This is a genomic window from Arthrobacter sp. NyZ413, from assembly GCF_049390645.1.
Taxonomy (GTDB): domain Bacteria; phylum Actinomycetota; class Actinomycetes; order Actinomycetales; family Micrococcaceae; genus Arthrobacter.
In genome coordinates this window covers 1,555,161-1,580,172 of sequence record NZ_CP155434.1, presented here as the reverse complement: position 1 = coordinate 1,580,172, position 25,012 = coordinate 1,555,161, and the positions used below count along the sequence as shown (strand labels likewise).

Annotated in this window: 28 protein-coding genes; 4 read left to right on the top strand and 24 right to left on the bottom strand. The window is 64.0% G+C overall.

Annotated features, from left to right (window positions below; genetic code table 11):
* Positions 1-4 precede the first annotated feature (4 nt).
* The 4 genes from ABCW42_RS07455 to infC form a co-directional block, all read right to left on the bottom strand.
* Positions 5-901: a TrmH family RNA methyltransferase gene (locus ABCW42_RS07455; protein ID WP_423184242.1), complete on the bottom strand. Its 897-nt coding sequence runs from the start codon at positions 899-901 to the stop codon at positions 5-7.
* 52 nt (positions 902-953) lie between these two features.
* A complete protein-coding gene (gene rplT / locus ABCW42_RS07450; RefSeq protein ID WP_423184241.1) occupies positions 954-1,484 on the bottom strand; it encodes a 50S ribosomal protein L20 in 531 nt (176 codons plus the stop codon).
* A gap of 117 nt (positions 1,485-1,601) precedes the next feature.
* Positions 1,602-1,796, bottom strand: a complete 195-nt coding sequence (rpmI, locus tag ABCW42_RS07445) for a 50S ribosomal protein L35 (RefSeq protein WP_423184240.1) — start codon at positions 1,794-1,796, stop codon at positions 1,602-1,604.
* Positions 1,797-1,913: 117 nt separating this feature from the next.
* The gene (gene infC / locus ABCW42_RS07440; protein WP_423184239.1) at positions 1,914-2,894 is read right to left on the bottom strand and encodes a translation initiation factor IF-3; all 981 of its coding nucleotides are present in this window, start codon (positions 2,892-2,894) and stop codon (positions 1,914-1,916) included.
* A gap of 378 nt (positions 2,895-3,272) precedes the next feature.
* Here infC and ABCW42_RS07435 point away from each other — a divergent pair, with 378 nt between their 5' ends.
* On the top strand, positions 3,273-3,659 hold the full coding sequence (locus tag ABCW42_RS07435; RefSeq protein WP_133202935.1) for a DUF1844 domain-containing protein: 387 nt from the start codon (positions 3,273-3,275) through the stop codon (positions 3,657-3,659).
* A gap of 199 nt (positions 3,660-3,858) precedes the next feature.
* Here ABCW42_RS07435 and ABCW42_RS07430 read toward each other — a convergent pair whose 3' ends face one another.
* The 8 genes from ABCW42_RS07430 to ABCW42_RS07395 all read right to left on the bottom strand — a co-directional run bounded on the left by ABCW42_RS07430 (position 3,859) and on the right by ABCW42_RS07395 (position 10,053).
* Positions 3,859-5,178, bottom strand: a complete 1,320-nt coding sequence (locus tag ABCW42_RS07430) for an MFS transporter (protein WP_423184238.1) — start codon at positions 5,176-5,178, stop codon at positions 3,859-3,861.
* Positions 5,179-5,237: 59 nt separating this feature from the next.
* A complete protein-coding gene (locus tag ABCW42_RS07425) occupies positions 5,238-6,146 on the bottom strand; it encodes an SseB family protein (protein ID WP_423184237.1) in 909 nt (302 codons plus the stop codon).
* Complete coding sequence (priA, locus tag ABCW42_RS07420) at positions 6,146-6,886, bottom strand: bifunctional 1-(5-phosphoribosyl)-5-((5-phosphoribosylamino)methylideneamino)imidazole-4-carboxamide isomerase/phosphoribosylanthranilate isomerase PriA (protein ID WP_423184236.1); 741 nt, start codon at positions 6,884-6,886, stop codon at positions 6,146-6,148. Before priA ends, ABCW42_RS07425 begins: the two co-directional genes overlap by 1 nt.
* A 46-nt stretch (positions 6,887-6,932) precedes the next feature.
* Entirely contained in the window at positions 6,933-7,091 is a 159-nt protein-coding gene (locus ABCW42_RS07415; protein WP_165962198.1) for a hypothetical protein, read from the bottom strand.
* Positions 7,092-7,829 carry an imidazole glycerol phosphate synthase subunit HisH gene (gene hisH / locus ABCW42_RS07410; RefSeq protein ID WP_423184235.1) on the bottom strand — a complete coding sequence of 246 codons (738 nt, stop codon included), beginning with the start codon at positions 7,827-7,829 and terminating at the stop codon, positions 7,092-7,094.
* Complete coding sequence (gene hisB, locus ABCW42_RS07405) at positions 7,826-8,452, bottom strand: imidazoleglycerol-phosphate dehydratase HisB (protein ID WP_423184234.1); 627 nt, start codon at positions 8,450-8,452, stop codon at positions 7,826-7,828. Before hisB ends, hisH begins: the two co-directional genes overlap by 4 nt.
* Before the next feature lie 43 nt (positions 8,453-8,495).
* Positions 8,496-9,614 (bottom strand): histidinol-phosphate transaminase, encoded by a 1,119-nt coding sequence (locus ABCW42_RS07400; RefSeq protein ID WP_423184233.1) that lies wholly within the window; start codon positions 9,612-9,614, stop codon positions 8,496-8,498.
* Positions 9,615-9,693: 79 nt separating this feature from the next.
* Entirely contained in the window at positions 9,694-10,053 is a 360-nt protein-coding gene (locus ABCW42_RS07395) for a LysM peptidoglycan-binding domain-containing protein (protein ID WP_423184232.1), read from the bottom strand.
* A gap of 363 nt (positions 10,054-10,416) precedes the next feature.
* Here ABCW42_RS07395 and lexA point away from each other — a divergent pair, with 363 nt between their 5' ends.
* A complete protein-coding gene (gene lexA, locus ABCW42_RS07390; protein ID WP_423184231.1) occupies positions 10,417-11,166 on the top strand; it encodes a transcriptional repressor LexA in 750 nt (249 codons plus the stop codon).
* Here lexA and ABCW42_RS07385 read toward each other — a convergent pair.
* Positions 11,163-13,214, bottom strand: a complete 2,052-nt coding sequence (locus ABCW42_RS07385) for an ATP-dependent DNA helicase (protein WP_423184230.1) — start codon at positions 13,212-13,214, stop codon at positions 11,163-11,165. The two genes, lexA and ABCW42_RS07385, sit on opposite strands and share 4 nt — an antisense overlap.
* Entirely contained in the window at positions 13,207-14,769 is a 1,563-nt protein-coding gene (gene hflX / locus ABCW42_RS07380) for a GTPase HflX (protein ID WP_423184229.1), read from the bottom strand. The genes ABCW42_RS07385 and hflX overlap by 8 nt, the downstream gene beginning before the upstream one ends.
* 411 nt (positions 14,770-15,180) lie before the next feature.
* Here hflX and ABCW42_RS07375 point away from each other — a divergent pair, with 411 nt between their 5' ends.
* Positions 15,181-15,795, top strand: a complete 615-nt coding sequence (locus tag ABCW42_RS07375) for a class I SAM-dependent methyltransferase (RefSeq protein ID WP_423184228.1) — start codon at positions 15,181-15,183, stop codon at positions 15,793-15,795.
* On the opposite strand, the gene dapF is transcribed toward ABCW42_RS07375, so the two are convergent.
* From dapF to ABCW42_RS07340, 7 genes are all read right to left on the bottom strand, one after another.
* Complete coding sequence (gene dapF, locus ABCW42_RS07370; RefSeq protein WP_423184227.1) at positions 15,776-16,744, bottom strand: diaminopimelate epimerase; 969 nt, start codon at positions 16,742-16,744, stop codon at positions 15,776-15,778. The two genes, ABCW42_RS07375 and dapF, sit on opposite strands and share 20 nt — an antisense overlap.
* 31 nt (positions 16,745-16,775) lie before the next feature.
* Positions 16,776-17,723 (bottom strand): tRNA (adenosine(37)-N6)-dimethylallyltransferase MiaA, encoded by a 948-nt coding sequence (gene miaA, locus ABCW42_RS07365; RefSeq protein ID WP_423184226.1) that lies wholly within the window; start codon positions 17,721-17,723, stop codon positions 16,776-16,778.
* A gap of 1 nt (position 17,724) precedes the next feature.
* The gene (gene miaB, locus ABCW42_RS07360; RefSeq protein ID WP_423184225.1) at positions 17,725-19,164 is read right to left on the bottom strand and encodes a tRNA (N6-isopentenyl adenosine(37)-C2)-methylthiotransferase MiaB; all 1,440 of its coding nucleotides are present in this window, start codon (positions 19,162-19,164) and stop codon (positions 17,725-17,727) included.
* 109 nt (positions 19,165-19,273) lie between these two features.
* Positions 19,274-20,530 (bottom strand): hypothetical protein, encoded by a 1,257-nt coding sequence (locus ABCW42_RS07355; RefSeq protein WP_423184224.1) that lies wholly within the window; start codon positions 20,528-20,530, stop codon positions 19,274-19,276.
* A 107-nt stretch (positions 20,531-20,637) separates the two neighbouring features.
* Positions 20,638-21,108, bottom strand: coding sequence for a regulatory protein RecX (locus ABCW42_RS07350; protein ID WP_423184223.1), 471 nt, complete (start codon positions 21,106-21,108; stop codon positions 20,638-20,640).
* Between the two features lie 79 nt (positions 21,109-21,187).
* Entirely contained in the window at positions 21,188-22,234 is a 1,047-nt protein-coding gene (gene recA, locus ABCW42_RS07345) for a recombinase RecA (RefSeq protein ID WP_133202918.1), read from the bottom strand.
* A 237-nt stretch (positions 22,235-22,471) separates the two neighbouring features.
* Complete coding sequence (locus ABCW42_RS07340) at positions 22,472-22,711, bottom strand: DUF3046 domain-containing protein (RefSeq protein ID WP_423184222.1); 240 nt, start codon at positions 22,709-22,711, stop codon at positions 22,472-22,474.
* 41 nt (positions 22,712-22,752) lie between these two features.
* On the opposite strand from ABCW42_RS07340, the gene ABCW42_RS07335 reads away from it, so the two are divergent.
* Positions 22,753-23,250 carry a MarR family winged helix-turn-helix transcriptional regulator gene (locus tag ABCW42_RS07335; protein WP_423184221.1) on the top strand — a complete coding sequence of 166 codons (498 nt, stop codon included), beginning with the start codon at positions 22,753-22,755 and terminating at the stop codon, positions 23,248-23,250.
* 106 nt (positions 23,251-23,356) lie between these two features.
* Here ABCW42_RS07335 and ABCW42_RS07330 read toward each other — a convergent pair whose 3' ends face one another.
* From ABCW42_RS07330 to pgsA, 3 genes are all read right to left on the bottom strand, one after another.
* Positions 23,357-23,809, bottom strand: coding sequence for a helix-turn-helix domain-containing protein (locus ABCW42_RS07330; RefSeq protein ID WP_078105673.1), 453 nt, complete (start codon positions 23,807-23,809; stop codon positions 23,357-23,359).
* Between the two features lie 131 nt (positions 23,810-23,940).
* On the bottom strand, positions 23,941-24,444 hold the full coding sequence (locus tag ABCW42_RS07325) for a CinA family protein (RefSeq protein ID WP_423184220.1): 504 nt from the start codon (positions 24,442-24,444) through the stop codon (positions 23,941-23,943).
* The gene (pgsA, locus tag ABCW42_RS07320) at positions 24,441-24,971 is read right to left on the bottom strand and encodes a CDP-diacylglycerol--glycerol-3-phosphate 3-phosphatidyltransferase (protein ID WP_423184832.1); all 531 of its coding nucleotides are present in this window, start codon (positions 24,969-24,971) and stop codon (positions 24,441-24,443) included. The genes ABCW42_RS07325 and pgsA overlap by 4 nt, the downstream gene beginning before the upstream one ends.
* Positions 24,972-25,012: the final 41 nt, after the last annotated feature.

Sequence of the window (25,012 nt, the reverse complement as noted above, 5' to 3'; positions counted from 1 at the left end):
AGCGTCAGGAGCCCCGCTGGGAGCGCGCGCTGGCGTAGAGGCACACAGTGGCTGCGGTGCCGAGGTTGAGGCTCTCGGCAGATCCATACACGGGCACTGCCACCCGGTGGTCCGCAAGGGCGAGTTCGGCTTCGGAAAGCCCCTGGGCTTCATTGCCGAACAACCACGCGGTTGGCGCCTCGAGGGGATATTCGGACGTAGCGTCGGACGCCCCAAGGCGTCGTGCGGCGTTCTCATCCTGAAGCCGGTCAAGGTTCAAAGTCCCGTAGCCGTCCGCGGCGAGGATTCCGATGCCGCGTGCCTTGCAGAGTGCTACGAGCTGCTCGACGTCGGCTCCAAGGACCACAGGCAAATGGAACAGGGAACCCGCCGTGGACCTCACGGCCTTCGGGTTGTAGATATCGACGCTGGAACCGGTGAGTACCACCGCATCGGCGCCGGCGGCGTCAGCTGCCCGAAGCACCGTTCCCGCGTTGCCGGGGTCCCGGACCTGGCACATGACGGCGATAAGCCGCGGGCCGGCGTCGAGCACTGATTCAAGGCTCACGTCCACGAAGTCGCAGACGGCCACAATGCCTTGGGGATTGACCGTGTCCGCCATGGCGGCGAGGACGTCGTCGCTGGCAAGCCGCAATCCCACGCCCTCAGCCAGCCCGGCAAGTTCCGGGAGCCGTTCAAGGCAGCTTTCGCTTGCGTAGACTTCGTGTACGACGCCGGACTCCCCCGCGGCGCGTCGCTCACGGTGCAGGACGAGCGCCTCCCGGACGGCCTGGGGACCCTCGGCGAGGAACTTGCCCCGCTTTAAACGGGCCGGGCGCCCTGCAAGTTTCGCGACATCCCTCACCCGATCGGCTCGGGGGTTGGACATCAGGAATTCTTGCGGGCGCCCAGTTTCGTTCATATAAGAACTTTAGTGGCTAGTGCCACCGTCCCTTGAACCGTGGCTGTGCTTACTACTCGGCAGCGTCAGCGGCAGGCTTCTTCGCAGCCTTGGCCTTAGGCGCCTTGGCAGCGGGCTCTTCCTCGGAAACGGTAGCCTTGACGGCGCGGGCAGCCTTGGCAGCGGGAGCAGCCTTCGCGGAAGCCTTCGGAGCAGCGGCAACCTTGGCGGCCGGAGCGGAGGTGTCAGCCGGCAGGGCGTCCTTGGCAACCTTGACCAGCGCAGCGAAAGCGTTGGCGTCAGAGACGGCCAGCTCTGCGAGCATGCGGCGGTCGACCTCAACCTCGGCAGCCTTCAGGCCCTGGATGAGGCGGTTGTAGGTCAGGCCGTTGGCGCGGGACGCAGCGTTGATGCGCTGGATCCAAAGGCGACGGAAATCGCCCTTCTTCTTGCGGCGGTCGCCGTAGCTGTACACAAACGAGTGCAGCAGCTGCTCTTTTGCCTTGCGGTACAGGCGGGACCGCTGACCGCGGTAACCCTTGGCCCGTTCAAGGACAACCCGACGCTTCTTGTGGGCATTAATCGCCCGCTTCACACGTGCCACGTGCGTACTCCTTCAAAAATTTCTTATCCCAAGCTGCTACAGCCGGTGTCCGGCTCGCCTGAGAAGGCTTTGGTGTAGTCGGCGGCTACCGGATGGCAGCTGCCGGAAACTTGGAACTTAGAGGCCGAGCATCTTCTTGATGACCTTGGCGTCGCCCTTGAAGACGATGCGGTCGCCGGCGAGGCGGCGGGTCAAGGTGGTGGGCTTGTGCTCGAGGTAGTGGCGGCGGTTGGCCTGCTGACGCTTCAGCTTGCCAGTGCCGGTCAGCTTGAAGCGCTTCTTAGCACCGCTGTGGGTCTTCATCTTCGGCATGGGAACCGATCTCCTTACGTATCCGCAGAATGAATCTGCAGTTCTTTCATGCGGCCGCCCCTGAGGAGCGGCTGCTGCTTTTCTTGCCGAGCGGAGGGAATGCCTCCCGCGGCGTGACTAGTTGGTCTTGGGTGCAGCCGGCTTCGGGGCAGCCTTGGGAGCTGCCGGCCTTGCCGTCGGCTTCGGAGCCGCAGGCTTGGCCATGGGCTTCGGCACCGGAACAGCACCCGGCTTGGGGGCTGCCGGAACAACCGGCTTCGGAACTGCCTGCTCAGTAGCGGGGGCCTCGGGAGCCTTTACCGGCGCCGGAGCGGCTACGGGAGCAGCTTCGGCCACGGGGGCTTCCTCGACAGGAGCTTCCTCAGCGGGCGCTTCTTCAGCAACTACCTCTTCGGCTGCTTCTTCCTCGACCGCTTCGGGTGCGGTTTCCGGTGCTGCAGCTTCCGTTGCCGCGGTTTCCTCGGCCGGGGTTCCTTCAGGCTGGTTCAGGAGTTCCGCCGGGAGCAGGTCTCCAAGAGACTGGGTCAACGGAGCTTCTCCACCCGAGACGTCGATCCGCGCCGCGGCCTTGGCTTCATTCTGCGCCTTGGCCTCTGCGCGCTGCGCCGCACGGCGGGCCTCCGCCTTGGCCTCAGCCTTGTTCTTCAACGGCCCGATCACCATGACCATGTTGCGGCCATCGATGCGCGGGCTGGACTCGATCACACCAACTTCGGCGACGTCCTCGGCGAAGCGCTGCAACAAGCGGATGCCCATCTCGGGGCGCTGCTGCTCACGTCCACGGAACTGGATCATGGCCTTCACTTTGTCTCCGGCACCCAGGAACCGAAGCGCATGGCCGCGCTTGGTCTCGTAGTCATGGGTGTCGATCTTCAGGCGGAAGCGGATTTCCTTGAGAACCGTGTTGGTCTGGTTCTTGCGGGCCTCGCGGGCTTTGACAGCCGCTTCGTACTTGTACTTGCCAAAGTCCATCAGCTTGCACACCGGAGGCTTCGCCTGCGGTGCAACTTCAACAAGATCCAGATCAGCCTCGGCAGCCAAACGCAGGGCGTCCTCAATACGGACGATTCCTACCTGTTCGCCGGCAGGGCCGACCAAACGTACCTCGGGGACGCGGATACGCTCATTGATTCTTGGCTCGCTAATGTCAAAGCTCCTGGTGTTGTGATGAGTATTCCACCGGCAAATAGAGAAGGCCCCCAATTGCTGGCGCAATCGAAGGCCTCGAATGGCCGGACGACGCCCCTTCAAAGAGGGGCGTTCACGCCGTCCAAGGTGGCCTTGGGAGGCGTCCGACCAGATACCCGGCAACTTATATCCCTAGAGGGAAACGGCTGACGCGGGTGGGAGAGAACTCCGCTTGCAAACTGAAAGACAATTCTACAGAAAACAGGCCCCCGCCGCACATTAACGGTGGTGGCCCAGGAGTCTGGCTCAAATAGCGACTTCCAGTCGGTCTGTGTAAAGCTTACCAGCATGAGCACTTCAGACAGCAATTCCCTTGACAACGAGCCCCAGGGCGGCGACGCCGGAGTAAGCCAGCAGATCCGCGACATTTCGGAAGTTCCCGCGGTGGAGGTCATCACCACCGGTGCCGTCCACCTGATGAGTGCGGCGGCTGTCAAGGTCGGGCTCGCTGACGATCCCCATGCCGAGGAACTCAAGGACCTGGATGAAGCCCGCAAACTGATCACGGCCCTCGCCGGCCTGGTGACCGCCGCAGCGCCCGAGATCGGATCGCAGCATGCCGGCCCGTTGCGCGACGGCCTCCGCTCGCTCCAGCTCGCCTTCCGAGAGGCGTCCCTGATTCCGGACGCGCCAGGCAAGGGCCCAGGCGAAAAGTTCACGGGCCCCGTCAATTGAGATGCCCCGTCAACTGAGAGGCCCCGTCAACTGAGAGGCCTGTCAACTGAGAGAACCTGTCAAATGAGCGTCGCTTTCAACTGAACCGGCCCGCTCAACTGAACGGGCTCGCTCAACTGAACGGGCTCGCACCAATACTTCAACAGTATGGTCCGCCGCGGCGGGCCGGCCTGCTTTGGCCGGCCCGCCGTCGTCGTTCCTAGGCGCTTTCGTTGGCGGCGGCGGAGACCCGGCGGCGTCGCTGCTGGAGAACAAGCCCGGCGAGGCACAGCACCACGCCTGCCGCGCCCACCGCAACGAATCCCGCCCACGGGCCGACGCCGTCGATGAAAAGCCCCGCGAATGGCGAACCAAAAGCCACGCCGGCTGTCAGTGCGGAACCATACCAACCCATCGCTTCGCCACGCCGTTCCTCATCAACGATGTCCGCGACCAATTCCGAGGCGGCGGACAACACAGGCGCGCAGAGAACGCCGGGCAAGAGGGACAACAGGGCCAAGGTCCACGTATCACCGGCGAAGCCCATGGGAATGGTGAGCGCAGCCATTCCCAGAAGGAGCAGAATCGGCGAGACCGGCCGGTGCATGGCCCCGTAGATGAGTCCACCTACCACCGAAGCCGCGCACCAAAAGAAGAAAACAACGCCGATTTCGCTTTGGTGGCCGCCGCGTTGCAGGACGGCTACAATCCCGACGTCGGTACCGCTCAGTACCATTCCGGAACCGGCGGCGACGGCAAACACTGCCGCGACCGCAGCCGTGAACCAGGTGAAGTTCCTCGTCACCCGGCCGCGCAGGCCGGCCTGCTGCGAAGCAGCCGGAACCATCTCGGAAGCGGCCTCCTGGAGGTGGGCCGGCGCCGAAGCCACCACCGCGGCCTCGGCCGCGTGGAGTTCGTCGGCGTCCCGATCAGCCGCTTGCGCGGCGTCGAGGACGTCCTCGCTGCGCGTGGGCGGATTGAACCAGAGGAGGAAAAGTCCGGCGGCTGACGTGCAGATTCCGACGACGGTCAACCCGAGTGCCGTGAAACCACTCGTGGCAACGACGGCACCCACCGCGGGACCGATCATGAAGACCACTTCGGTGGCTATCGAGTCCAACGCATAGGCGGAGCGGCGCTGCTCACCGGAAACAAGGACCCCGAGGGACTGCCGGATGACACTGAAAATGGGCAGCGTCAGCAGCCCGCCCACAAAGACGAGCGGGAGGATCCATTCGTAACTGACGTGCGGCACGATCGACCAGATGACCAGTTCGGACACCACCGACGGGATGAGCGCCCGTCGCAGGCCCACGGTATCTACGCGCCGTCCGCGCCACGGCGCGCCGATGGCGATGCCGATGGTGAAAACCGCCGCCGCGGCGCCTGCGGCCGCATACCCTTTGCCCAGCGTCAGCACGATATGCAGCGTGAGCAGGACTCCCGCCGCGGAGTGCGGTATGCGGGCAATCATCCCGACAATCAAGAGCCGCCGTACGGAAGCTATGGAAAGCATCTCTCGGTAGAGAGCGAAATTCACGTGCCAAGTCCCCCTGTCCTGCCGAAAGCAGGACAGGGGGGTTACCCCTGCGCCTTCGGCTACTGTGCCGCCCGCTGCAGGCTGACCTCGATCGAGTCAACCCGCTCGGCGAACAATTCGTTCTGCGCCCAACGTCCGTTCAGCCCGGATACCAGCTCTTGGACCCCGGCGGCGTCAAGGCCGTCTTCGAGGTAGAGCACCACGCGCAGTTCGGGCCCTGGTCCGCCGCCCGCCATGGTCGATCCCCCCGCCGTGCGAGCGGCGACACCCGAGCCCGGCAGAACCGCGATCCGCCGTACTGCCGGGTATGCACCGGCCAAGGAATTGAGAGCAGACTCCAGTTCATCATCAAGGTACGACGGCGTCCAGTCCTGCTGCTGTGCAAGTGACCACATCGCCGGGCGGCGCACCACGAAGGTGACATCCGAACCGGGATCGAGGACAAGAAGCTGCGCTCCCTCCGAAACGGCGGACAGCGCCGCCCGGGCTGCATAGACGGCCACGGGACGGGCGTCCGGGTGCCAGGCTTCCAAGGCCGCGGCCGAGGTGAAGGCCGGCATCGCGGTCCTGCCGTCAGGAGCAGTCAGAGTCACCAGGGCCATATCCGCCTGCTTGTCGGCATGGAGTCCGTCGACCCCTTCGGCTTCCTCGGCGAGTTGCGCCACCACGGGGACGAAGACACGGGCGGTGGCCAAGGAAGCGACGACCCCGGCTTCGGTCCCCTCGCCGGCAAGTAAGGCCCCGACGGCGGCAAGGTAGCCGGCGTCGGCGGTTCCGTCGTCGTCCTCGAAATTGTGGATTTTTCCCGCGTCACCGCTCAGGTCCCGGCCCGACCACGGCTGCCCCGCGGAGTCGCCGGTTCCCCCGGCCCCCGCGAGGGCTGCAGCGATGTGGCCCGGCAACGCACGGTACGGACGACCCGTAGCTTCGGGTGCGGCCGATTCGGATGGCTGCGCTTCGTGGGACATCAGCGGCGGCCGGCTACGTCCAGGGCTTCCGGGAGGGTGAAGGCGCCGGCGTAAAGCGCCTTGCCCACGATCGCTCCCTCGACGCCGAGCGGAACAAGCTCCCGCAGTGCGCGGAGGTCCTCAAGGCTCGAAATCCCACCGGACGCGACCACTGGCTTACCGGTCTTTTCGACCATCTGGCGGAGCAAATCGACGTTGGGTCCCTGAAGCGTCCCGTCCTTCGTGACGTCAGTGACCACGTACCGTGCGCAGCCCGCGTCTTCCAGGCGCGCAAGAACCTCCCAGAGGTCTCCGCCTTCCTTGGTCCAGCCGCGGCCAGCGAGGGTGGTGCCACGGACGTCAAGCCCGACGGCGATCTTGTCACCGAAGCGCGCGATCGCACGACGGGTCCATTCCGGGTTCTCAAGGGCCGCCGTTCCGAGGTTCACGCGGGCAACTCCCAGCTCCAGGGCGCGCTCGAGGGATTCGTCGTCCCGGAGTCCGCCGGAGAGCTCAACCTTCAACGTGAGCTGGGAGACAACTTCGCTGATGAGGTCCGCGTTGTTACCCCGGCCAAAAGCGGCGTCGAGGTCTACCATGTGGACCCATTCCGCGCCGGCTTCCTGCCAGTTAAGCGCGGCTTCGAGCGGGGTGCCGTAGCTGGTTTCGGAACCGGCTTCGCCTTGCAGGAGGCGCACCGCCTGGCCGTCAACGATGTCGACGGCAGGCAGGAGTTCCAATACGGGCTGTTCGGTGGTCATTGAAGTCCTTGAGGTTGTGGGGCGGGCAGTGCCATCGCTCCGCGGGCTATTTGCCTGGAAGGGTGAAAAGGTAGGCCGCGAGCAGTGCCAGGCCCGCGAGTACGTAGAAGGAAATGGAAACCCACGCGGGGCGCCTCTGCTGATGGAACGAGATTCCGCCACCCACCAACAGGCCGGCAGCACCCATGAAAATTACGGACCACATCTAGGAAGCGGCCTCCGGCACCGGCGGGTGCGGACGGAGGCTTTCGACCCAATTGCGCAGGAGCCGGGCACCGGCGTCGCCGGACTTTTCCGGGTGGAACTGGGTAGCGCACAGCGGACCGTTTTCCACTGCGGCAATGAAGGGTGCGCCGTGTTCGGACCAGGTGACCTTCGGCGGGGCCATCCTGGGCTGGGCGACGTCGAACTCCCACTTCTGCACGCCATATGAGTGCACGAAATAAAAGCGCTCGTGCTCAACACCGGCGAACAACGTGGATCCTTCCGGCACGTCCACCGTATTCCAGCCCATGTGCGGGACCACAGGCGCAGGAAGCAGTTCCACCTTGCCGGGCCACTCTCCCATGCCTTCGGCCTCGGTGCCGTGCTCGACTCCGGCTTCGAAGAACACCTGGAGGCCGACGCAGATGCCAAGGACCGGGCGGCCGCCGGCAATGCGACGACCAATCAACCGGACAGCGTCAACCGCCTTGAGCTCGCGCATGACGGTTTCAAACGCGCCGACTCCGGGCACCAGGAGCCCGTCTGCGTTCAGGACATCTTCCGGCTTCGCGCTGAGCGTGACTTCCGCTCCGGCCCGTTCCAGCGCCCGGACGGCCGAGCGGACATTCCCCGAGCCGTAATCCAAGACAGTAACGGTCGGCTTGCCTTCGGCCGAAACGATCCGGCCCGCGGCCTTCGGATCCACGATGGCTCCGTCCTTGAGGATCTGCGCGCTCATAGGGCGCCCTTCGTGGACGGAATGCCTTCGACCCGCGGGTCGGACTCGACGGCGGAGCGAAGCGCCCTGGCAAACGCCTTGAACTGGGCTTCGACGATGTGGTGCGGATCCCTGCCTGCCAGAACGTTCATGTGGAGGCAGATCCCAGCATGGAGCGTGATGGCCTCGAAGACATGGCGGGTGAGCGAGCCTGTGAAGTGGCCGCCGATCAAGTGGTACTCCTGACCGGCGGGCTCGCCGCCGTGCACCAGGTAGGGACGACCGGAGACGTCGACGACGGCGTGCGCCAGTGCTTCGTCCAACGGCACGGTTGCCTCGCCGAAGCGGCGGATCCCGGCTTTGTTGCCCAGGGCGGTTCGAAGTACTTCGCCGAACGTGATGGCCACGTCTTCCACTGTGTGGTGGGCGTCAATGTGGGTATCGCCGGTGGCCTTGACGGTCATGTCGATGAGCGAGTGCTTGCAGAGCGCCGTCAGCATATGGTCGTAGAACGGCACCGAGGTGCTGATGTCCGAGACTCCGGTGCCGTCGAGGTTGATCTCAACCAGGACCGAAGACTCGCTGGTGGTGCGTTCCATGCGTGCTGTACGGGCGGCCGCCGTGCCGGCGCCGTTTTCGCTCATTCGTATTTCCTTTGGAGGCAGGAGGGAAAGGTCAGGTTCAAGTCTAGGCCGGGCCGGAAAGCTGCCCGTCCACCAAGGCTTCGAGCGCCTCAAGGAAGGCGGTGGTTTCCGGCTCGGTGCCGGCAGTGACGCGCAGGTGGCCCGGAATGCCGACGTCGCGGATGAGGACTCCACGATCCAGCAGGCCTTGCCACAATGCGTGCGGGTTTCCGACTCCGCCGAAGAACACATAGTTGGAGTCCGAGGCCGCGGGCGTGAAGCCCAGGCGGGTCAGCTCGCTGACGATGCGGTCGCGCTGGACCTTGATGTCTTCGACGTCGGCCATGAGGGCCTCGCGGTGGTGAAGTGCAGCCAGCGCAGTGGCTTGGGTGATAGCCGACAGGTGGTACGGGAGCCGCACCAGGCGGATCGCGTCGGCAACTTCGGGCGCTGCGGCCATGTAGCCGATCCGGGCGCCGGCCAAGGCGAAAGCTTTGCTCATGGTCCGCGAAACGATAAGCCGCTCGCGGCCGGGAAGAAGCGTCAGGGCACTCGGGGTGCCGTCGTGGGCAAACTCGTGGTACGCCTCGTCGACAATGACAATGGCCTGGCTGGCCTCGCCCGCCTCGTACACAGCCTCCACGACGTCCAGGCCAAGGCCGGTACCGGTCGGATTGTTCGGCGAGCACAAGAACACGACGTTCGGCTGGAGTTCGCGGACCTGCGCGGCCGCGGACTCGGCATCAAGGCCGTAGTCATCGGCACGGACGCCGGCAATGTACTCAGTATCCGTTCCACTGGCCAGCAGGGGGTACATGGAGTACGTCGGGGGGAAGCCGAGGGCGGTACGTCCGGGGCCACCGAAAGCCTGGAGGATCTGTTGCAGCACTTCGTTCGAGCCATTGGCCGCCCAGATATTGTCCGCAACAAGTCCGTGCCCCAGATACTCAGCCAAGGCCTCACGGAGCTCGGTGAACTCACGGTCCGGGTAGCGGTTCAGCCCGGTGGCGGCTTCCGCGACTGCCGCGGTGATGGCCGCCTGGACATCAGCGGGCACGCCATGAGTGTTCTCATTGACATTGAGCAGGATCGGAACATCAAGCTGCGGGGCGCCATAAGGGCTCAGGCCTCGAAGGTTGGTCCGGAGGGGAAGTCGGTCAAGTCGCTCAAGCTGCTCACTCACCATGACAGTTTAAGGGGCGTCGGCTGTGCCCTGAAACTGTGACGGCGCGGGCGCCGTTCCCGACCCGGACCGGAACGCGTCATGCGGACGGAACGAACAAGCGCCGGCCGGGGGCGATGCGACCGTCGAGCAGGTTGTTCAACTGGATGATTTCTGCGACGACCTCCCTCGGATCCCGGCTCGGCGCGACCACTCCGGCGATCCCCCACAGCGACTGGCCCGCCTGGACCGTGACACTCACCGTATTAGTGGGCTGCAGTTCGGTTACCGAATCCGACGCCTTGGCGGGCGAATTCAGGAATCCCCCCATGCTGAGCAGCACTGCGACCAAGAGCATCGCCGGCACGCCGAAGATGACCATGCGGCCCCTGCGGGTCAGGTGGAGCCTGCCCACGGCTTCGGCACTGCCGGAAACGTGGACGGTGGAGATTGCGGTCATGAGCTGGGCCCTTCTGAACAATTGCCGTCCGGAGCTCCGGAGCGCGGCAGCCAATTCTTGCCTTCAGTGAGTGCCGCCGGCCCTGGCATTCGTCAACGTTTTCGAACGATTGATCGAAAACCTGGGCTTCACGGTCCTCTTTAGAACACATATTCGAACTTTGCTACGACATTTTTAGCACTTATCAACGAACGGTGTCGAGACTCGCTAGAACAAATGTTTGATAAACACCTGCGCCTGCCCTACGTTTGAGGGAAGGAAAGGCACTGATTCAGTGCATCAGGAGGGTCTGACATTTTCAGGCCACGGATCCCGTCAGGCGCTCCAGCGCGGACCGGACGCAACAGAAGGGCGTTGGCGAACATGGCAGCGAAAGCCACCGGCAGCGGGTCCGCTGCAGCGCGGAGCCAGCAGCCGCAAAAGTCTCCCAAGAGCCTGACTGTCCGCCAGAAGAAGATCCTGGAGACCATCCAACGTTCGGTGAATGATCACGGCTACCCGCCGTCGATGCGCGAAATCGGTGACACGGTAGGCTTGGCCAGCCTTTCAAGCGTCACGCACCAGTTGTCCCAGCTTGAGAAGCTCGGATACCTTCGCCGGGACCCCAAGCGTCCGCGCGCAATGGAAGTCCTGATGCCGTTGACTCTGGACGGCGGCGCGCAAATACCTGGCGTCGAAGCGCCGGCAACGCTCCGCAGTACGGGCGGACTGGCCGTTACGGAACTCGCGAGTGCGAGCGATACCGCCATGGTGCCGCTCGTCGGCCGCATTGCCGCCGGTGGCCCCATCCTGGCCGACCAGACCGTGGAAGACGTCCTTCCCTTGCCCCGCCAGCTCGTGGGGCACGGCGAGCTCTTCATGTTGAAGGTTGCCGGTGATTCAATGATCGACGCAGCCATCTGCAACGGCGACTGGGTAGTGGTCCGGCGTCAGAACGATGCTGTGAACGGCGACATCGTGGCCGCCCTCCTCGACGACGAAGCCACGGTGAAGACGTTCCGCCAGCGGGACGGCCACACCTGGCTGCTGCCGCAAAACACCCAATACGAACCTATACTGGGCGACCAAGCCACCATCATGGGCAAAGTGGTCTCGGTCCTGAGGTCGCTCTAGCCGGCAGCAAGCCGCTCAAGCGCGCCAAGTACCACGGAACGGTCCGTGGTTGTCCAGAAAGGCGGCAGCGCGGCCCGGAGGTATCCGCCGTATCGTTCCGTGGAAAGCCTGGAATCCAAGACGGCCACCACCCCTTTGTCCCCCGTTGATCGGATAAGGCGCCCGGCTCCTTGGGCCAGGCGGATAGCCGCGTGGGTTGCGGAAACCGCCATGAAGCCGTTGCCTCCCGCCTGCGCCACTGCACGCGACCGGGCCGTCATCAACGGATCGTCCGGGCGGGGAAACGGAATCCTGTCAATCACAACGAGCCTGCATGAACCGCCGGGAACATCCACGCCTTGCCACAGCGACATGGTGCCGAACAAACAGGTGTCCTTTTCGTCGGCGAATTGCTTGACGAGCGCAGCCATGGTGGATTCGCCCTGGCAGAGGATGGGGACATCCAGCCGGGAACGCATTTCCTCGGCGGCCTCCTCTGCGGCGCGCCGGGAAGAAAAGAGGCACAAGGCTCCTCCTCCGGAAGCCCTGATGAGGCCTTCGAGCTCATCGAGGGCCTCAGGCGAGCTGCCCCTTCCGGGTTTGGGCAAGTGCTTGGCCACATAGAGCATGCCTTGCTTCGGGTAATCGAAGGGGGAACCGACGTCGATGCCGGTCCAGCTCGGAGCGCCCTGGCCGCTCAGTCCCAGTCCTCCGGCTGTAGCGTCGAAGGCCGAACCGATGGCCAATGTTGCCGAAGTGAGTACAACTGTGTGGCCCGCGAATAGCCCGTCACGCAGCCGACCGGCCACGCTGAGCGGGGCAATGTTGATGAGCGCAGGCGAAAACTCGTCGGGAGCGGAGTAGCCCTGTTGCGGGTCGAAAGTACTGCTTCGCGAAAACCACACGACTTCCTTGTTTTCCCGTGCGCTCAGCAAGCGTTCGCAGAGTTCGAGGATCAGCATCAGTCGTGAGCGCGCAAGCTGCCGTCCGCCGTCGACCGCGTTTGAAGAGTCGCCCTTCGAATCTGAAAGGGCCGCGCGGCACGCCTCCCGCAATTGGTCCACGCAATCAAGCTGCTCGTCGTTAAGTCCGTTGGGCAGCAGCCCGGACGGGGCACTGGCAATCGCGAGTTCCAAACGGTCAGCAGCCGCGTTCAGCGCGTCCACCGTGATGGCCGTGTGTTTCCGTGCGCTCGACGCAGCGGCATGGACCATTGCGACAGATAGCTGGCCGGACACCGCCCCGGTTACCCGGTCCTGGAGTTCGTGCGCTTCGTCAACAACCACGACGTCGTACTCGGGAAGCACAGCCAAGCCTTCGAAGGCGCTGACGGCGAGCATTGCATGGTTGGTGACCACGACGTCGGATTCGGCGGCACGATGCCGGGCCAATTCGCTGAAGCATTCCTCGGCCATGGGGCACTTCTGCGCTCCGAGGCACTCCATGGACGTGACTGAAACTTGGCGCCACGCCCGGTCCGTAACTCCGGGCATGAGTTCGTCGCGATCCCCCGTAGCGGTCTTCGCAGCCCACTCCCGAAGCCGCAGCACTTCCTTGCCAAGTTGCGAGGACGGTCCGCCGATGGCCGCGGCGAGATGCGGAACGCTCGTGTCCTCGCCGAGCGAAAACAACTGCCCTTCAGCTGGCTCCTCGCTTGGAAAGCCGCCTTCCAGCTTGTGCAAGCACGCGTAGTTTGCCCGGCCCTTGACGAGCGCCACGCTGACCGGGCGCTCCAGCTCCGGGTTGATGGTTTCCAGGAGCCGGGGCAAGTCCCGGCCAACGATCTGCGACTGGAGTGCGAGCGTGGCCGTGGACACGAGCGCGGGTTTGTTGCTCTCCATCGCGTGCGCAATCAGGGGTATCAAGTACGCCAGGGATTTACCCGTGCCCGTGCCCGCCTGCACCAGGAGGTGCTCGCCAGTCTCGATTGCCCGAGCCACGTGCAGGGCCATTTGGTGCTGGCCTTCACGGTTCTGCCCACCCATGCCGGCGACCGCCTTATCAAGGAGTTCGAGGGCGGTCCGTTCCCCCACGGTCCCGCCCCGCTCCCCCGTCTCCGGCTCAATCATTGTTGGCGAACGACTCCAGTTCGGCTGCCAGGTTCTCGTGGACCATCGCGACCACGCGCGTGCCTTCTTCCTCATGCTCGAGGCTGAGGATTTCGGAATCGCTGTTGTGCAGCTTGTTGATAAGCTCGCCCCGGCTGTACGGAATCAAGACTTCAAGCCGCACGCCCGGCCGGGGAATTGCCGTGCTGATGGCTCCCAGGAGTTCCGCAATGCCTTGCCCCGTCCTGGTGGACACCACCACGTGGCGCGGTTCCTTTTGCTTGAGCCGCTCCACGACGAAGGGATCTGCCACGTCCGCCTTGTTCAAGACGATGATTTCCGGGATTTTCCGGGCGTCGACTTCGCTGAACACCGAGCGCACCGCGGCGATCTGGCCTTCCGGGTCCGGGTGTGAAGCATCCACGACGTGCAAGATGAGGTCGGCGTCTGCCACTTCTTCGAGCGTGGAACGGAAAGCCTCCACGAGCTGTGTGGGCAGCGAGCGGACGAAGCCGACCGTGTCGGAGAGGGTGTAGCCGATCCCGTCCGGAGTTTGCGCCTTACGGACGGTGGGGTCCAAGGTAGCGAACAAGGCGTTCTCCACGAGTACCCCGGCATCCGTGAGGCGGTTGAGCAGCGAGGACTTTCCGGCGTTCGTGTAGCCGGCGATCGCGACGGAAGGAACGGCATTACGACGGCGGTTGGCCCGTTTGGTCTCGCGGGCGGGCTTCATCGCGGCGATTTCGCGCCGAAGCTTCGCCATGCGGGTCCGGATGCGGCGACGGTCCAGTTCGATCTTCGTCTCACCAGGGCCACGGGAACCCATGCCTGCACCGGCCCCGCCCACTTGGCCACCGGCCTGGCGGGACATGGACTCGCCCCAACCACGGAGTCGAGGCAGCAGGTACTCGAGCTGAGCGAGCTCGACTTGCGCCTTGCCCTCCCGGCTCTTTGCGTGCTGGGCAAAGATGTCGAGGATCAACGTGGTGCGGTCCACCACCTTCACCTTGACGATGTCCTCCAGCCCACGGCGTTGGGACGGCGCGAGCTCCGTATCCACCACTACGGTGTCCGCGCCGGTGGACATCACGATGTCCTTGAGTTCCTGGGCCTTTCCAGAGCCGAGGAATGTTCCGGGGTCCGGCTTCATGCGGCGCTGGACGATTCCGTCCAGCACTTCCGACCCTGCCGTTTCGGCCAACGCGGCGAGTTCCCTCAACGAGTTCTCAGCGTCGGCCAGTGTGCCCTCGGTCCAGAGGCCGGCAAGGACCACCCGTTCAAGGCGGAGTTGCCGATATTCGACTTCGGTGACGTCTTCAAGTTCCGTCGAGAGCCCTGCCGTGCGGCGCAAGGCCCGCCTTTCAGCGAGGTCTTCCTGCTCGCCGTCGTAGGCGCTGTGCTCTTCGTCCAGGTGGGAAATCGCCTGGGCTTTGCCGAACACGCCTCTCTGTGCGTCGCGCTCCTGCGTCGTGGCAGGTGCGTCCTTGGAGAGAATCCGGTCGATAACCGCCTGGATTTCTTCAGGACTCATGTCCTGGGCGTCGGAATCGGGTCCGGTGTTCTTCTGCGTGGTCATGGTCTCCTTATGAAGGGTTCGGCATATCCAGAATAGTGCCGATTTGGGTCTGGTGGCGCGGAATTCGCGCTGGGCTGAGGCCTTGGCAAGCCTTGCGACGCCTAGGTGTCCATCCGGGACCGGATGCGTATGAGCTGGCTCAAATAAGCCAAATGCCCGAACGCGCACGGAACCGGTGGAAAGGTAGACGATCTGCTGAGTATCCGGGCAACCGCGGTTACCGGGAACGGTTATGCCAAGGCGGAATGGCACTGCCGGAAGGGCAGGCCTGCATCGCGGGCAATACCGACTGCGAAGAGTCGCTTACTCAAAGATCAAGAACATGGCTACTACGCTACCATCCGTTGTCAAACTGGCCTGCCGTCCGGCGCGGTTTCCCTTGCCTGCCGCTGGCCACTAATCTGGCAAGCTATGGAGTCTGCACACTATTTCAGCGCACAGCCCGCGGGGCCGTTCACCCGCAAGCCACTCACGGTGGAATTGGTTGGAGCCACCCGCCGCCTCCACACGTCAAGCGGAATTTTCAGCCCGGACGGCATCGATAAAGGGACGGCGATCCTGCTCGCGGACGTTCCGGCACCGACGCCGCAAGGAAACCTGCTGGACATCGGCTGTGGCTGGGGACCCATTGCGTTGACGATGGGCCTCATGGCTCCGCACGCAAAGGTCCACGCCGTGGACGTCAATGAGCGATGCGTGACCCTGACCAACGAGAACGCCGAGCTCCTTGAGCTCCGGAACGTCACCGCGAGCCTGCCGGACGACGTCGATCCCGCCATCATGTTCGACACCATCTGGTCCAACCCGCCCATCCGTATCGGCAAGGACGAACTCCACGGCCTCTTGCTGCGCTGGCTGCCGAGGCTTGCCCCGGGCGGCAACGCGTGGTTGGTAGTCCAGAAGAACCTCGGCTCGGACTCGCTTCAGCGCTGGATGGCCGACACCCTCGACGAGTCTTTCACCGTTACCCGGGAAAGCACCTCGAAGTCCTTCCGCATCCTGCGGGTCAGGAAAGCGAGCCGGTAGCCACAATCACGGCCGGGCCGCTGAGCTCGACGTGTTCCTTGCCCGTCTCGCCCCGGAAGAACCGGACGCCGACGACGCCGCCAGGTACGCTCACGCGCCACGTGTCCGGCGCGCCTTCTCCAGCCCAGTGACGGATCGCGACGGCGGCCGCGCACGCCCCGGTGCCGCACGATTGGGTTTCGCCGACGCCCCGTTCGTGGACGCGCATTGTGATGTGCCCTATGCCGTCATGCACCAGCGGCTCCGCCGGAACAACGAATTCGACGTTGGTTCCATTGACGGGTTTCGGATCCACCACGGGAGCTTTGAAGAGTTGCGTGGAATTGAGTTCCGAGAGCTCTGCCAACGCCACCACCGTGTGGGGGTTCCCCATGCTGACGGAAAGGCCAGGGCGGGCAACCTCCAGCCCTTCGGCGCTCACCAGGGAATCCATCGCTTTGCTGGTGGCGTCCTTGGGGAAAATGAACTCCCACGGGCCCATGTCCACCGCATAACCCTCGGCGGTGCGGACGATCTTCTTGATCCCGCCACGGGTCCCGATGGTCAGGGATTCCCCCGCTTCGAGGGAGGCGAGGCCCTGCTCGAGGAGGAAATGGACGAAGACGCGGACGCCGTTGCCGCACATTTCAGACAGCGAACCGTCGCCATTGCGATAGTCCATGAACCATTCCGCGGCAGGATCGGCCTCGAGCAGCAATCGCCCCTCGGGCAGGAAACGGGAAGGCACGGCCCGGATCAACCCGTCGCCGCCGATTCCGCGGTGGCGGTCGCAGAGGACAGCTACCTGTTCAGGAGAGATTTGGTGCGCGTCCTCGGCGTCGGCAATGAGGACAAAGTCGTTGCCGGTCCCATGTCCTTTGGAAAAGGTCAATCCGTGGAGTCCGGAAGCGGGCACGGCGCCGTCGGCGGCGGCAGGCTGCGGAGTGGAAGCGGCAAGGGTTTCGTCCATGGGTCAAGGCTACCTGCAGCGCGGGTTGCGCCTAAATCACCGGCACTTGGGCCTCGCATATTTCGATTGCCTTCGCCAGCAATCCCGGATCACGCCAATCGAGCCAGTGGATCCTCGGGTCTGCGCGGAACCAGGTGAGCTGGCGCCGGGCAAATTGCCGGGTAGCGACGATCGTTTCCCCGGCCGCTCCCTCGATGTCCGCCTCGCCGTCCAGGACCCGGAGGAACTGGGCATAGCCGAGCGCCCTGGAGGCAGTCTTTCCGCGCCGAAGGCCGACGGCATCCAGCCGGGAAACCTCGTCGAGGAGGCCTGCGTCGACCATCTTGTGGACCCGCTCCGCCAAACGGTCGCGCAAAACTGCGCGGTCGACGTCGAGCCCTATCTGTACGGCAGCTTGGAAGTACTCCCGGGTAGGCATGAAGGAACTGAACGGACGCCCGGTGAGCTCGAACACTTCCAACGCACGGATGACGCGGCGCGCATCGCCCAGCCGCTCGGCCGATACCGGGTCCACGGTCCGAAGCCGTTCCTGGAGGCGATGGAGACCCGTGGCTTCGTGTTCTTCTTCCAGTCGCTGCCGCACCTTGGAGTCGGTGCCGGGAAATTCAAGCACGTCCAGCGCCGCCCGGACATACAACCCGGAACCACCCACCAGGATGGCGCGCTTTCCCCGGCCCTGGATGTCATCGATAGCCGCCCGGCAATCTGCTTGGAACGCAGAGACGCTGGCCTCCTCGGTGACGTCCATGGTGTCCAGGAGATGGTGCGGGACTCCCCTGCGTTCGGCGACGCTGATCTTGGCCGTTCCGATGTCCATGCCACGGTAGAACTGCATGGCATCCGCGTTAATCACCTCGCCGTCGAGGGCAAGGGCGAGCTCGACGCCGAGATCGGATTTGCCCGATCCGGTGGGGCCGACGACGGCGATCACCGGCTTCGTGGCGGTGGGCCGGCCGGCGCGTGGTTGGGCCGTTCCCACGCTAGGCGCGTCGAACGGGAAGGGACGGCATGCCGAGTGAGACGCCCTTCGGGGAGCCGCTTCCCGGAGCCGGAACGCCGCACGAGTCAGCTTGCGAGCGGTCCCAAGCGTCTCCCGCGCGGGACCGCCGCAGGGTGTAGTCCGCCGTCGTTGCTGGATCCGACACGAGGTGGAAGGCCGCTGCTTCGGTGACGGTCACCGTGACGAAATCCCCGGGCCGCGGGACCTCGGCGCCTTCCGGCACCGAGAAGTGCACGAGTCGCTGGTCCTGGGAGCGACCGGACAGTCGGTGCGTTTCTTCGGCTTTGCGTCCCGATTGGGCGGTCACGAGAAGTTCGACCCTTCGGCCGATCTGCTTGGCGTTCTCCTCTGCCGCGATGCGGTCTTGAAGGGCGGTCAAACGCTCATAGCGTTCCTGGACGACGGCCTTGGGAAGCTGCTCCGGGAGTTCCGCGGCAGGGGTGCCCGGACGTTTGGAGTACTGGAAGGTGAAGGCCGAGGCGAATCGGGACTTCTCGACGACCTCAAGGGTGGCCTGGAAATCTTCTTCTGTCTCGCCGGGGAATCCCACGATGATGTCCGTGGTGATCGCGGCATTCGGGATCTTGTCACGGACCTTATCGAGGATCCCGAGGAACTTGGTGGAGCGGTACGAACGGCGCATGTCCTTGAGGACCTTGTCCGAGCCTGACTGCAGAGGCATGTGCAGCTGTGGCATGACGTTGGGCGTCTCAGCCATGGCGTCGATGACGTCGTCCGTAAATGCGGCCGGGTGCGGACTCGTGAAGCGTACCCGCTCAAGGCCCTCGATCTCGCCGCATGCCCGCAGGAGCTTAGAGAACGCCAAGCGGTCTCCGAATTCCACGCCGTACGAGTTCACGTTCTGCCCGAGCAGGGTTACCTCGACTGCGCCGTCGTCCACGAGCGCCTGGATTTCGGCGAGGATCTCGCCGGGACGACGGTCCTTCTCCTTGCCGCGCAGCGACGGCACGATGCAGAAAGTACAGGTGTTGTTGCAACCGACCGAGATGGATACCCAGCCCGAATACACGGAGTCCCGCTTGGTGGGCAGGGTGGAGGGGAAGACATCCAGCGATTCGAGGATTTCCAGCTGTGCCTCGTTGTTGTGGCGCGCCCGGTCAAGGAGCGCGGGCAACGCGCCCACGTTGTGGGTACCGAACACCGCGTCCACCCAAGGCGCTTTGCGCACAATGGTCTCACGGTCCTTCTGCGCCAGGCATCCGCCTACGGCGATCTGCATTCCCGGGTGGGCGGCCTTGACCTGCTTGAGTTCTCCGAGGTTTCCGTAAAGCTTGTTGTCCGCATTCTCGCGTACGGCGCACGTGTTGAAAACCACGACGTCGGCAACGACGCCGTCCGCGGGAACGTACCCGGCCTCTTCGAGGAGGCCGGCCATTCGCTCGGAGTCATGGACGTTCATTTGGCAACCGAAGGTCCGGACCTGATAGGTGCGCTGAACCGGTGCTGAATCTGGTGCCTGGGCTGGTGCTACGGAAGGAGAACTCACCAATATAGGGTAGCCCCTCGGACTAGTACCAGTTGAAGCCCATCTCGTGCTGCCACGCATTGCACGGTGAGCCGTATCGGTCGCGGATGTAGCCAAGGCCCCAGTCAATCTGGGTGCGGTAATTGCTCAGCCAGTCCGCTCCGGCAGAGTAATACTTATCCGGGGGCAAAGCCTGGGCAACTCCATACGCACCGCTGCTCGGGTTGGTGGCGTCGGTCATCCAACTGGATTCCTGCGTCCAGAGACGGAGCAGGCACTGCATCTGGTCCTGGCCCCAACCGTAGGCGCCGAGGCGTGACGAAGCGTATTGCTGGGCACCTGCGGGGTCGTTGTTGACTCCGCCCCCGCCGCCGGTGCCTGCACCCCCACCGCCAACGCCGGTTCCCACGACGTCGCCAACGCCACCACCCACGACCGGCGGATTCTGCTGGGCGTTGGAAGCTGCGGCCGCCGCGGCGGCGGCAGCTGCTGCCGCGGCTTGTTGTGCGGCTTCCCTCTTCGCTTCCTGGGCCGCTTGGTACGCCGCAAGGGCAACTTGGCCCTCTTGGTACTTCTGCGCCACAGCAGCGGAGGTGGACGTCAGGGAAGCAAGCTGCGCGACCATCGTCTTCCGTTGGCCATCCGTGGAGGCGACATTGTCCTCCGCAGCGCGCCTGGCGGCGTCAGCTGCCTGAGCCTTGGCTGCGGCGTCGGCGTCCAACTTCGCGAGTACGTCCTGGGCGGCCTTTTCCTGGGCGCTTGCCGCGTCCGAGGCCTGCGCGGCACTCAAGGCGTCCGCATGCAACTTGGCCGTGCGGTCCAACACCCGGTTAAGCAAGGCATAGCTTTGGATGTTGTCCGGCTCGACGGCTGCGTTCGCGAGGGACCAAGGCCCGGGATCGAACCCGCCGGACTCATAGGCCTTCGCCACAAGGGATGACGTGGCCTTCTTCAGGGAGTCCGACTTTGCCTTGGCTTGCTGGGACGCTTCTTCCAGTTTCTGCGTCACGGCTTCCTGGTGCTGCAACGCGGCGTGAGCCTGGGCGTACTCGGTGCCGGCTTTGATGGCCACGGCGCCCAGTTCGCCGGACTTCTGCTGAAGCCCGGTGAGCAATTGGTTGATGCGATCCACTTCAGCGCTGGCCGCGGCCTCGTTCCCTTGGGCTTGTTGTACTTCCGCCCAACTGGGATAGCCGGATGGCGGGCCATCGTCGTCAGCGGTCGCCGATCCGCCTTGCAAGAGGGAAGCCGCAACCAACGGCACAATGACCGCGGATAGGCGCCACGACAACGGTTTCACTGGACCTGACCTGCTTCCGACTCGGAACACTAGTCCAGAACCATAGTCCACAAGCCGTTGCGGACCTACGAACCAACACCGGGAAGAGCGATACTCACAGGGAGCTCTCAGATTCCGGCAGCTTCATCCAGAACATCATTGACGATTCGAAACGCCATTGATGGCTGGTAGCCCTTACGCGCGAGCATGGACGCCAAACGCCTGGCCTGCCTGTCCCGTTCAGCCCTGTCCGAAAGGTCCACTCCGGCCCGCAACCTGCGGGCAACCAGCTCTTTCGCCGAGTTCAACTCGTCGTCATCGCTGACCTGCGCCAAGGCCTCTTCCGCGGTCCCGGCGTCGATCCCCTTGTCTGCGAGTTCACGCCGCAATGCGCCCCGCGCCAGTTTCCTCGACTGCGCCCGGCTGCGGACCCACATTTCGGCGAAGTCCGCATCGTCCACCAAACCAACGTCCTCGAAGCGGTCGAGGACTGCTTCGGCCACGGCTTCCGGGACGTTACGTTCGGCGAGTTTGCGAGACAGTTGGAGCCTGCTCTTCGGCGAGTTGGTCAGTTGGCGAAGCACAATCGCCCTGGCCACTGCTTCCGGGTCAGGCTCCGGATCTGCCGCTACGGACGAATCCGGCGAAGGTCCCGAATATCGCTTGCGGCCCCGGCCGCTATCCGTCAACGGCCTTCAGCTTCGGCGACTCTTCGGCTTCGGCTGGTTTGACTCCGACGCCAAGTTTCTCCTTGATGAGCCGCTCGAGCTCCGCAGCCAACTCGGGGTTGTCCCGGAGGAAGCGGCGGGAGTTCTCCATGCCTTGGCCCAACTGGTCTCCGTCGTAGGTGAACCACGAACCGGACTTCTTGATGATTCCGTGCTCGACACCCATGTCGATGATGCCGCCCTCGCGGGAAATACCTTGGCCGTAGATGATGTCGAACTCGGCAACCTTGAAGGGCGGAGCCATCTTGTTCTTGACGATCTTGGCCTTGGTGCGGTTACCGACCGAATCCGAGCCTTCCTTGAGCGTCTGGATACGGCGGACATCGATGCGGACCGAAGCGTAGAACTTCAGCGCCTTACCACCCGTGGTGGTCTCCGGAGAGCCGAAGAAGACGCCGATCTTCTCACGAAGCTGGTTGATGAAGATCGCGGTGGTCTTGGTCTGGCTCAAACGACCGGTGATCTTACGCAAAGCCTGGCTCATGAGCCTCGCTTGGAGGCCCACGTGGGAATCGCCCATCTCGCCTTCGATTTCCGCGCGGGGCACCAGGGCGGCGACCGAGTCAATCACAACGATGTCCAAGGATCCGGACCCGACCAGCATGTCCATGATTTCCAATGCCTGCTCACCCGTATCCGGCTGGGAAACCAAAAGGGCGTCGGTGTCCACGCCAAGCTTTGCGGCGTAGTCGGGATCGAGGGCGTGCTCGGCGTCGATGAAGGCCGCAATCCCGCCATTGCGTTGCGCGTTGGCGACGGCATGCAAAGCCACGGTGGTCTTACCGGAAGATTCCGGACCGTAGATCTCCACGACGCGCCCACGCGGCAGTCCGCCAATGCCCAAAGCGACATCCAACGCGATGGAACCGGTGGGGATGACTTCAATGGGGGCCCGGGTATCGTCCCCCAGGCGCATGATGGAGCCTTTGCCGAATTGCTTGTCGATCTGGGCAAGCGCCGCTTCGAGCGCCTTCTCGCGATCCTGATTTGCCGCCATGGTTCACACCTCTGATGCTTTCTCGCTGTGGACTGGCCTGACCGGCCTTTTCCTGTCTCACTTGACGCTATTACGAGCCACCGACAATATTGCGTGCGACTTTGTGTATGTGGAAAACCACTGCGGCCAAATGGCTGGAATGCGCTCCGTCAGGATCAAAAATTCCTCTGTAAGGAGCATAGTCCCATCCGAACAGATATTCGAACAATTGGGGGCGTGTCGTCGGGAGGCCAAGGCTCAGTACGCCGCGCGTCCCCCCTCCGAGGGCTTGATATCGCGTCCGAGCCGGCGTTCGGCAGGAACGTCCTGCACATCGCACAAGGCGAGCCAGACGTCGCGGGGGTTGTATCCCGCCGACAACGCGTCGTCCGCCGTGCGCCCGCCGACACCGGCTAATACTAGGGAGCTGCTGAGGACCCGGGAGTAGCCGGCCCCGAATTCATCGTCCATCAGCCGCCAGAAGTCACTGATCCGCACCAATAGAGTCTCTCATGGGGGCGGACCATAGAATGGTTGCCATGAGCAATACTCCCGACGACACGCCGGAAATGGTGGAGGCGGACGACGACGTCGATGCCGCCCTCCAGCAGGTGGAACACCAACTCAGCATGTTTTGGCGGCGTGCCAGGTCGCTGTCCTACCAGCTTTCGCGCCAAGTCCACCCGGACATGGAACCGGCCGCCTACGGTCTTCTGTCGATCATCCGGACGGAAGGTCCGATCCGCCTCACCGAGCTCGCGTCATGCATCGGCGTCGGAAAGCCTTCGGTAAGCCGGCAAGTGGCCTTCCTGGAGGGGATCGGCATGGTGTCCAAGGAAGCGGACCCCAAGGACGGACGTGCCCAGTCGATCCGGCTCACCGCCAAGGGCGAGGACAAAATGCACCAAGTCCAGGACGCGCGCCGCCAAGTGTTCCGGGAGCGGCTTGGCGAATGGCCCCTCAATGAAATCCAAACGCTCGCGGACTACATTGAACGCCTCAACGCCGCCTACGGCGAAGGAATCGGCAAGGACTAGCCCGCGGCTTCGAACCCGGCTCACAGATAATCGCATACACAACAAGAGAGGACCCCAAGTGAGGCCCTCTCTTGTCTTTAGGCTTCTCTCGCCTGCCGGCTGCCGCTTAGCGTGCGCCGGAGAGCATGCCCTGCGTAAAGTCGTCGTTCAATTCGGCGCTCAGTTCGCGGTCGAGGTCCCGACCGTAGCGCTGGGCGAATTCCTGCGGGACGGTGTCAGGGACAGCAACGCCCTCAGCGACGGCAACGCGGTCGCTGACTTCGCGCAGCATGCCGGACAGCGGGACATCCAAAGCCGAGCAAATCGAAGACAGCAACTCGGAAGAGGCTTCCTTCTGCCCGCGTTCTACCTCGCTGAGGTAGCCAAGCGAAACCCGGGCGCTGTGCGAGACTTCGCGGAGCGTGCGGCCCTGCCGCTGACGGACGTCGCGCAGAACATCACCAATCTCGTGGCGTAGTACGACCATTTTGCGCTCCTTCTGTTCGCTCGGTGCCTTTTCGGCCAAGCCCACATCCTTCCAGCGGACAACGCCGTTTACGGATACGGGCTGCTTAACCATCTGTATCGCCTTGCTCCCTCGTGAATCCGGTTCACTTCGCAGGTGGACCGGTTGTTTCTACATCCTAGGCGCCCCGGCCATTCCGAAGCGACACAATGTAACAACTATTGGGCCGCGTTTTTTGTTCCCGGCTACTTTACGTGCGGTAGGTCGGCCTGGACAAGGCATTCGAGGAGGCGTTCCAGCGCGGCCGACATCGCCTGTGCTCGGATGCCCGGGCGGTCCCCCTCGAACGAGTAGGCGTAGGCCACGCTGCCGTCCGCCGTCGCGATCCCGATGTAAACCGTTCCCACCGGTTTTCCGTCGTGTGCCAGGGGTCCGGCGACGCCGGTGGTAGACACTCCGACGTCGGCACCGCATGCGCGCCTCGCGCCGTCGGCCATCGCTGCCGCTACCCCGCCGTCGACGGAGCCGACAGCGCCAAGGAGATCGGCGGGCACGCCGAGGATTGCTGACTTCACGGAGTTCTGGTACGCCACCACGCCGCCCTGCAGCATGCCCGAGGCGCCGGGAGTATCGGCCAGGGTTGCTGCGACCAGGCCGGCCGTCAGGGATTCCGCCGTGGCCACGGTAAGGCCCTGCTTGATCGCGAGGACGACCGCGGATTCGGCGACTTCGCCGATGCTCCGGCTCATGCCCGGCTTCCGGCAGTGCGGAGCTTGATCGCCTCAATCACGTACTCGACGCCGGTCCACACCGTAATGGCGAGGGCGACGATCATGACCCAAAAAGCCACGATGACAAGCCACGGGGCAAACGAGTCCAAAGGAAGGATGTAGAGGAAGATCGCCACAGTCTGGATGACGGTCTTCAGCTTGCCTCCGCGCGAAGCGGGCATGACGCCGTAGCGGATCACGAAGAAGCGAAGCGCGGTGATGCCCCATTCGCGCACCAGGATGAGGATGGTGATCCACCAGGGCAACTCCCCCAACGCCGACAGGAGGACGAGCGCCGAACCGATGAGGAGCTTGTCAGCGATAGGGTCCGCGATCTTGCCGAAGTTGGTGATCAGGTTGCGGCTGCGGGCGATGTCGCCGTCGAGCTTGTCCGTGTAGATAGCCGCGGCGAAGGCGAGAACGGCTGCCCAGCGCCAGATGCCATGGTGACCGTTGTCCGCCAAAAGGAACCAGACGAAAAACGGAACCAGGACGATCCGGAGCATCGTCAGGATGTTGGGCAGGTTCCAGATACCGGAACTGCCCG

Coding starts and splice junctions, on each gene's coding strand:
- ABCW42_RS07455 (WP_423184242.1), bottom strand. CDS start 901: ATGAACGAAACTGGGCGCCCGCAAGAATTCCTGATGTCCAACCCCCGA.
- rpmI (WP_423184240.1), bottom strand. CDS start 1,796: ATGCCGAAGATGAAGACCCACAGCGGTGCTAAGAAGCGCTTCAAGCTG.
- ABCW42_RS07435 (WP_133202935.1), top strand. CDS start 3,273: ATGAGCACTTCAGACAGCAATTCCCTTGACAACGAGCCCCAGGGCGGC.
- ABCW42_RS07425 (WP_423184237.1), bottom strand. CDS start 6,146: ATGTCCCACGAAGCGCAGCCATCCGAATCGGCCGCACCCGAAGCTACG.
- priA (WP_423184236.1), bottom strand. CDS start 6,886: ATGACCACCGAACAGCCCGTATTGGAACTCCTGCCTGCCGTCGACATC.
- ABCW42_RS07415 (WP_165962198.1), bottom strand. CDS start 7,091: ATGTGGTCCGTAATTTTCATGGGTGCTGCCGGCCTGTTGGTGGGTGGC.
- hisH (WP_423184235.1), bottom strand. CDS start 7,829: ATGAGCGCGCAGATCCTCAAGGACGGAGCCATCGTGGATCCGAAGGCC.
- hisB (WP_423184234.1), bottom strand. CDS start 8,452: ATGAGCGAAAACGGCGCCGGCACGGCGGCCGCCCGTACAGCACGCATG.
- ABCW42_RS07395 (WP_423184232.1), bottom strand. CDS start 10,053: ATGACCGCAATCTCCACCGTCCACGTTTCCGGCAGTGCCGAAGCCGTG.
- lexA (WP_423184231.1), top strand. CDS start 10,417: ATGGCAGCGAAAGCCACCGGCAGCGGGTCCGCTGCAGCGCGGAGCCAG.
- ABCW42_RS07385 (WP_423184230.1), bottom strand. CDS start 13,214: ATGATTGAGCCGGAGACGGGGGAGCGGGGCGGGACCGTGGGGGAACGG.
- hflX (WP_423184229.1), bottom strand. CDS start 14,769: ATGACCACGCAGAAGAACACCGGACCCGATTCCGACGCCCAGGACATG.
- ABCW42_RS07375 (WP_423184228.1), top strand. CDS start 15,181: ATGGAGTCTGCACACTATTTCAGCGCACAGCCCGCGGGGCCGTTCACC.
- dapF (WP_423184227.1), bottom strand. CDS start 16,744: ATGGACGAAACCCTTGCCGCTTCCACTCCGCAGCCTGCCGCCGCCGAC.
- miaB (WP_423184225.1), bottom strand. CDS start 19,164: ATGAACGTCCATGACTCCGAGCGAATGGCCGGCCTCCTCGAAGAGGCC.
- recA (WP_133202918.1), bottom strand. CDS start 22,234: ATGGCGGCAAATCAGGATCGCGAGAAGGCGCTCGAAGCGGCGCTTGCC.
- ABCW42_RS07335 (WP_423184221.1), top strand. CDS start 22,753: ATGAGCAATACTCCCGACGACACGCCGGAAATGGTGGAGGCGGACGAC.
- ABCW42_RS07330 (WP_078105673.1), bottom strand. CDS start 23,809: ATGGTTAAGCAGCCCGTATCCGTAAACGGCGTTGTCCGCTGGAAGGAT.
- ABCW42_RS07325 (WP_423184220.1), bottom strand. CDS start 24,444: ATGAGCCGGAGCATCGGCGAAGTCGCCGAATCCGCGGTCGTCCTCGCG.
- pgsA (WP_423184832.1), bottom strand. CDS start 24,971: ATGCTCCGGATCGTCCTGGTTCCGTTTTTCGTCTGGTTCCTTTTGGCG.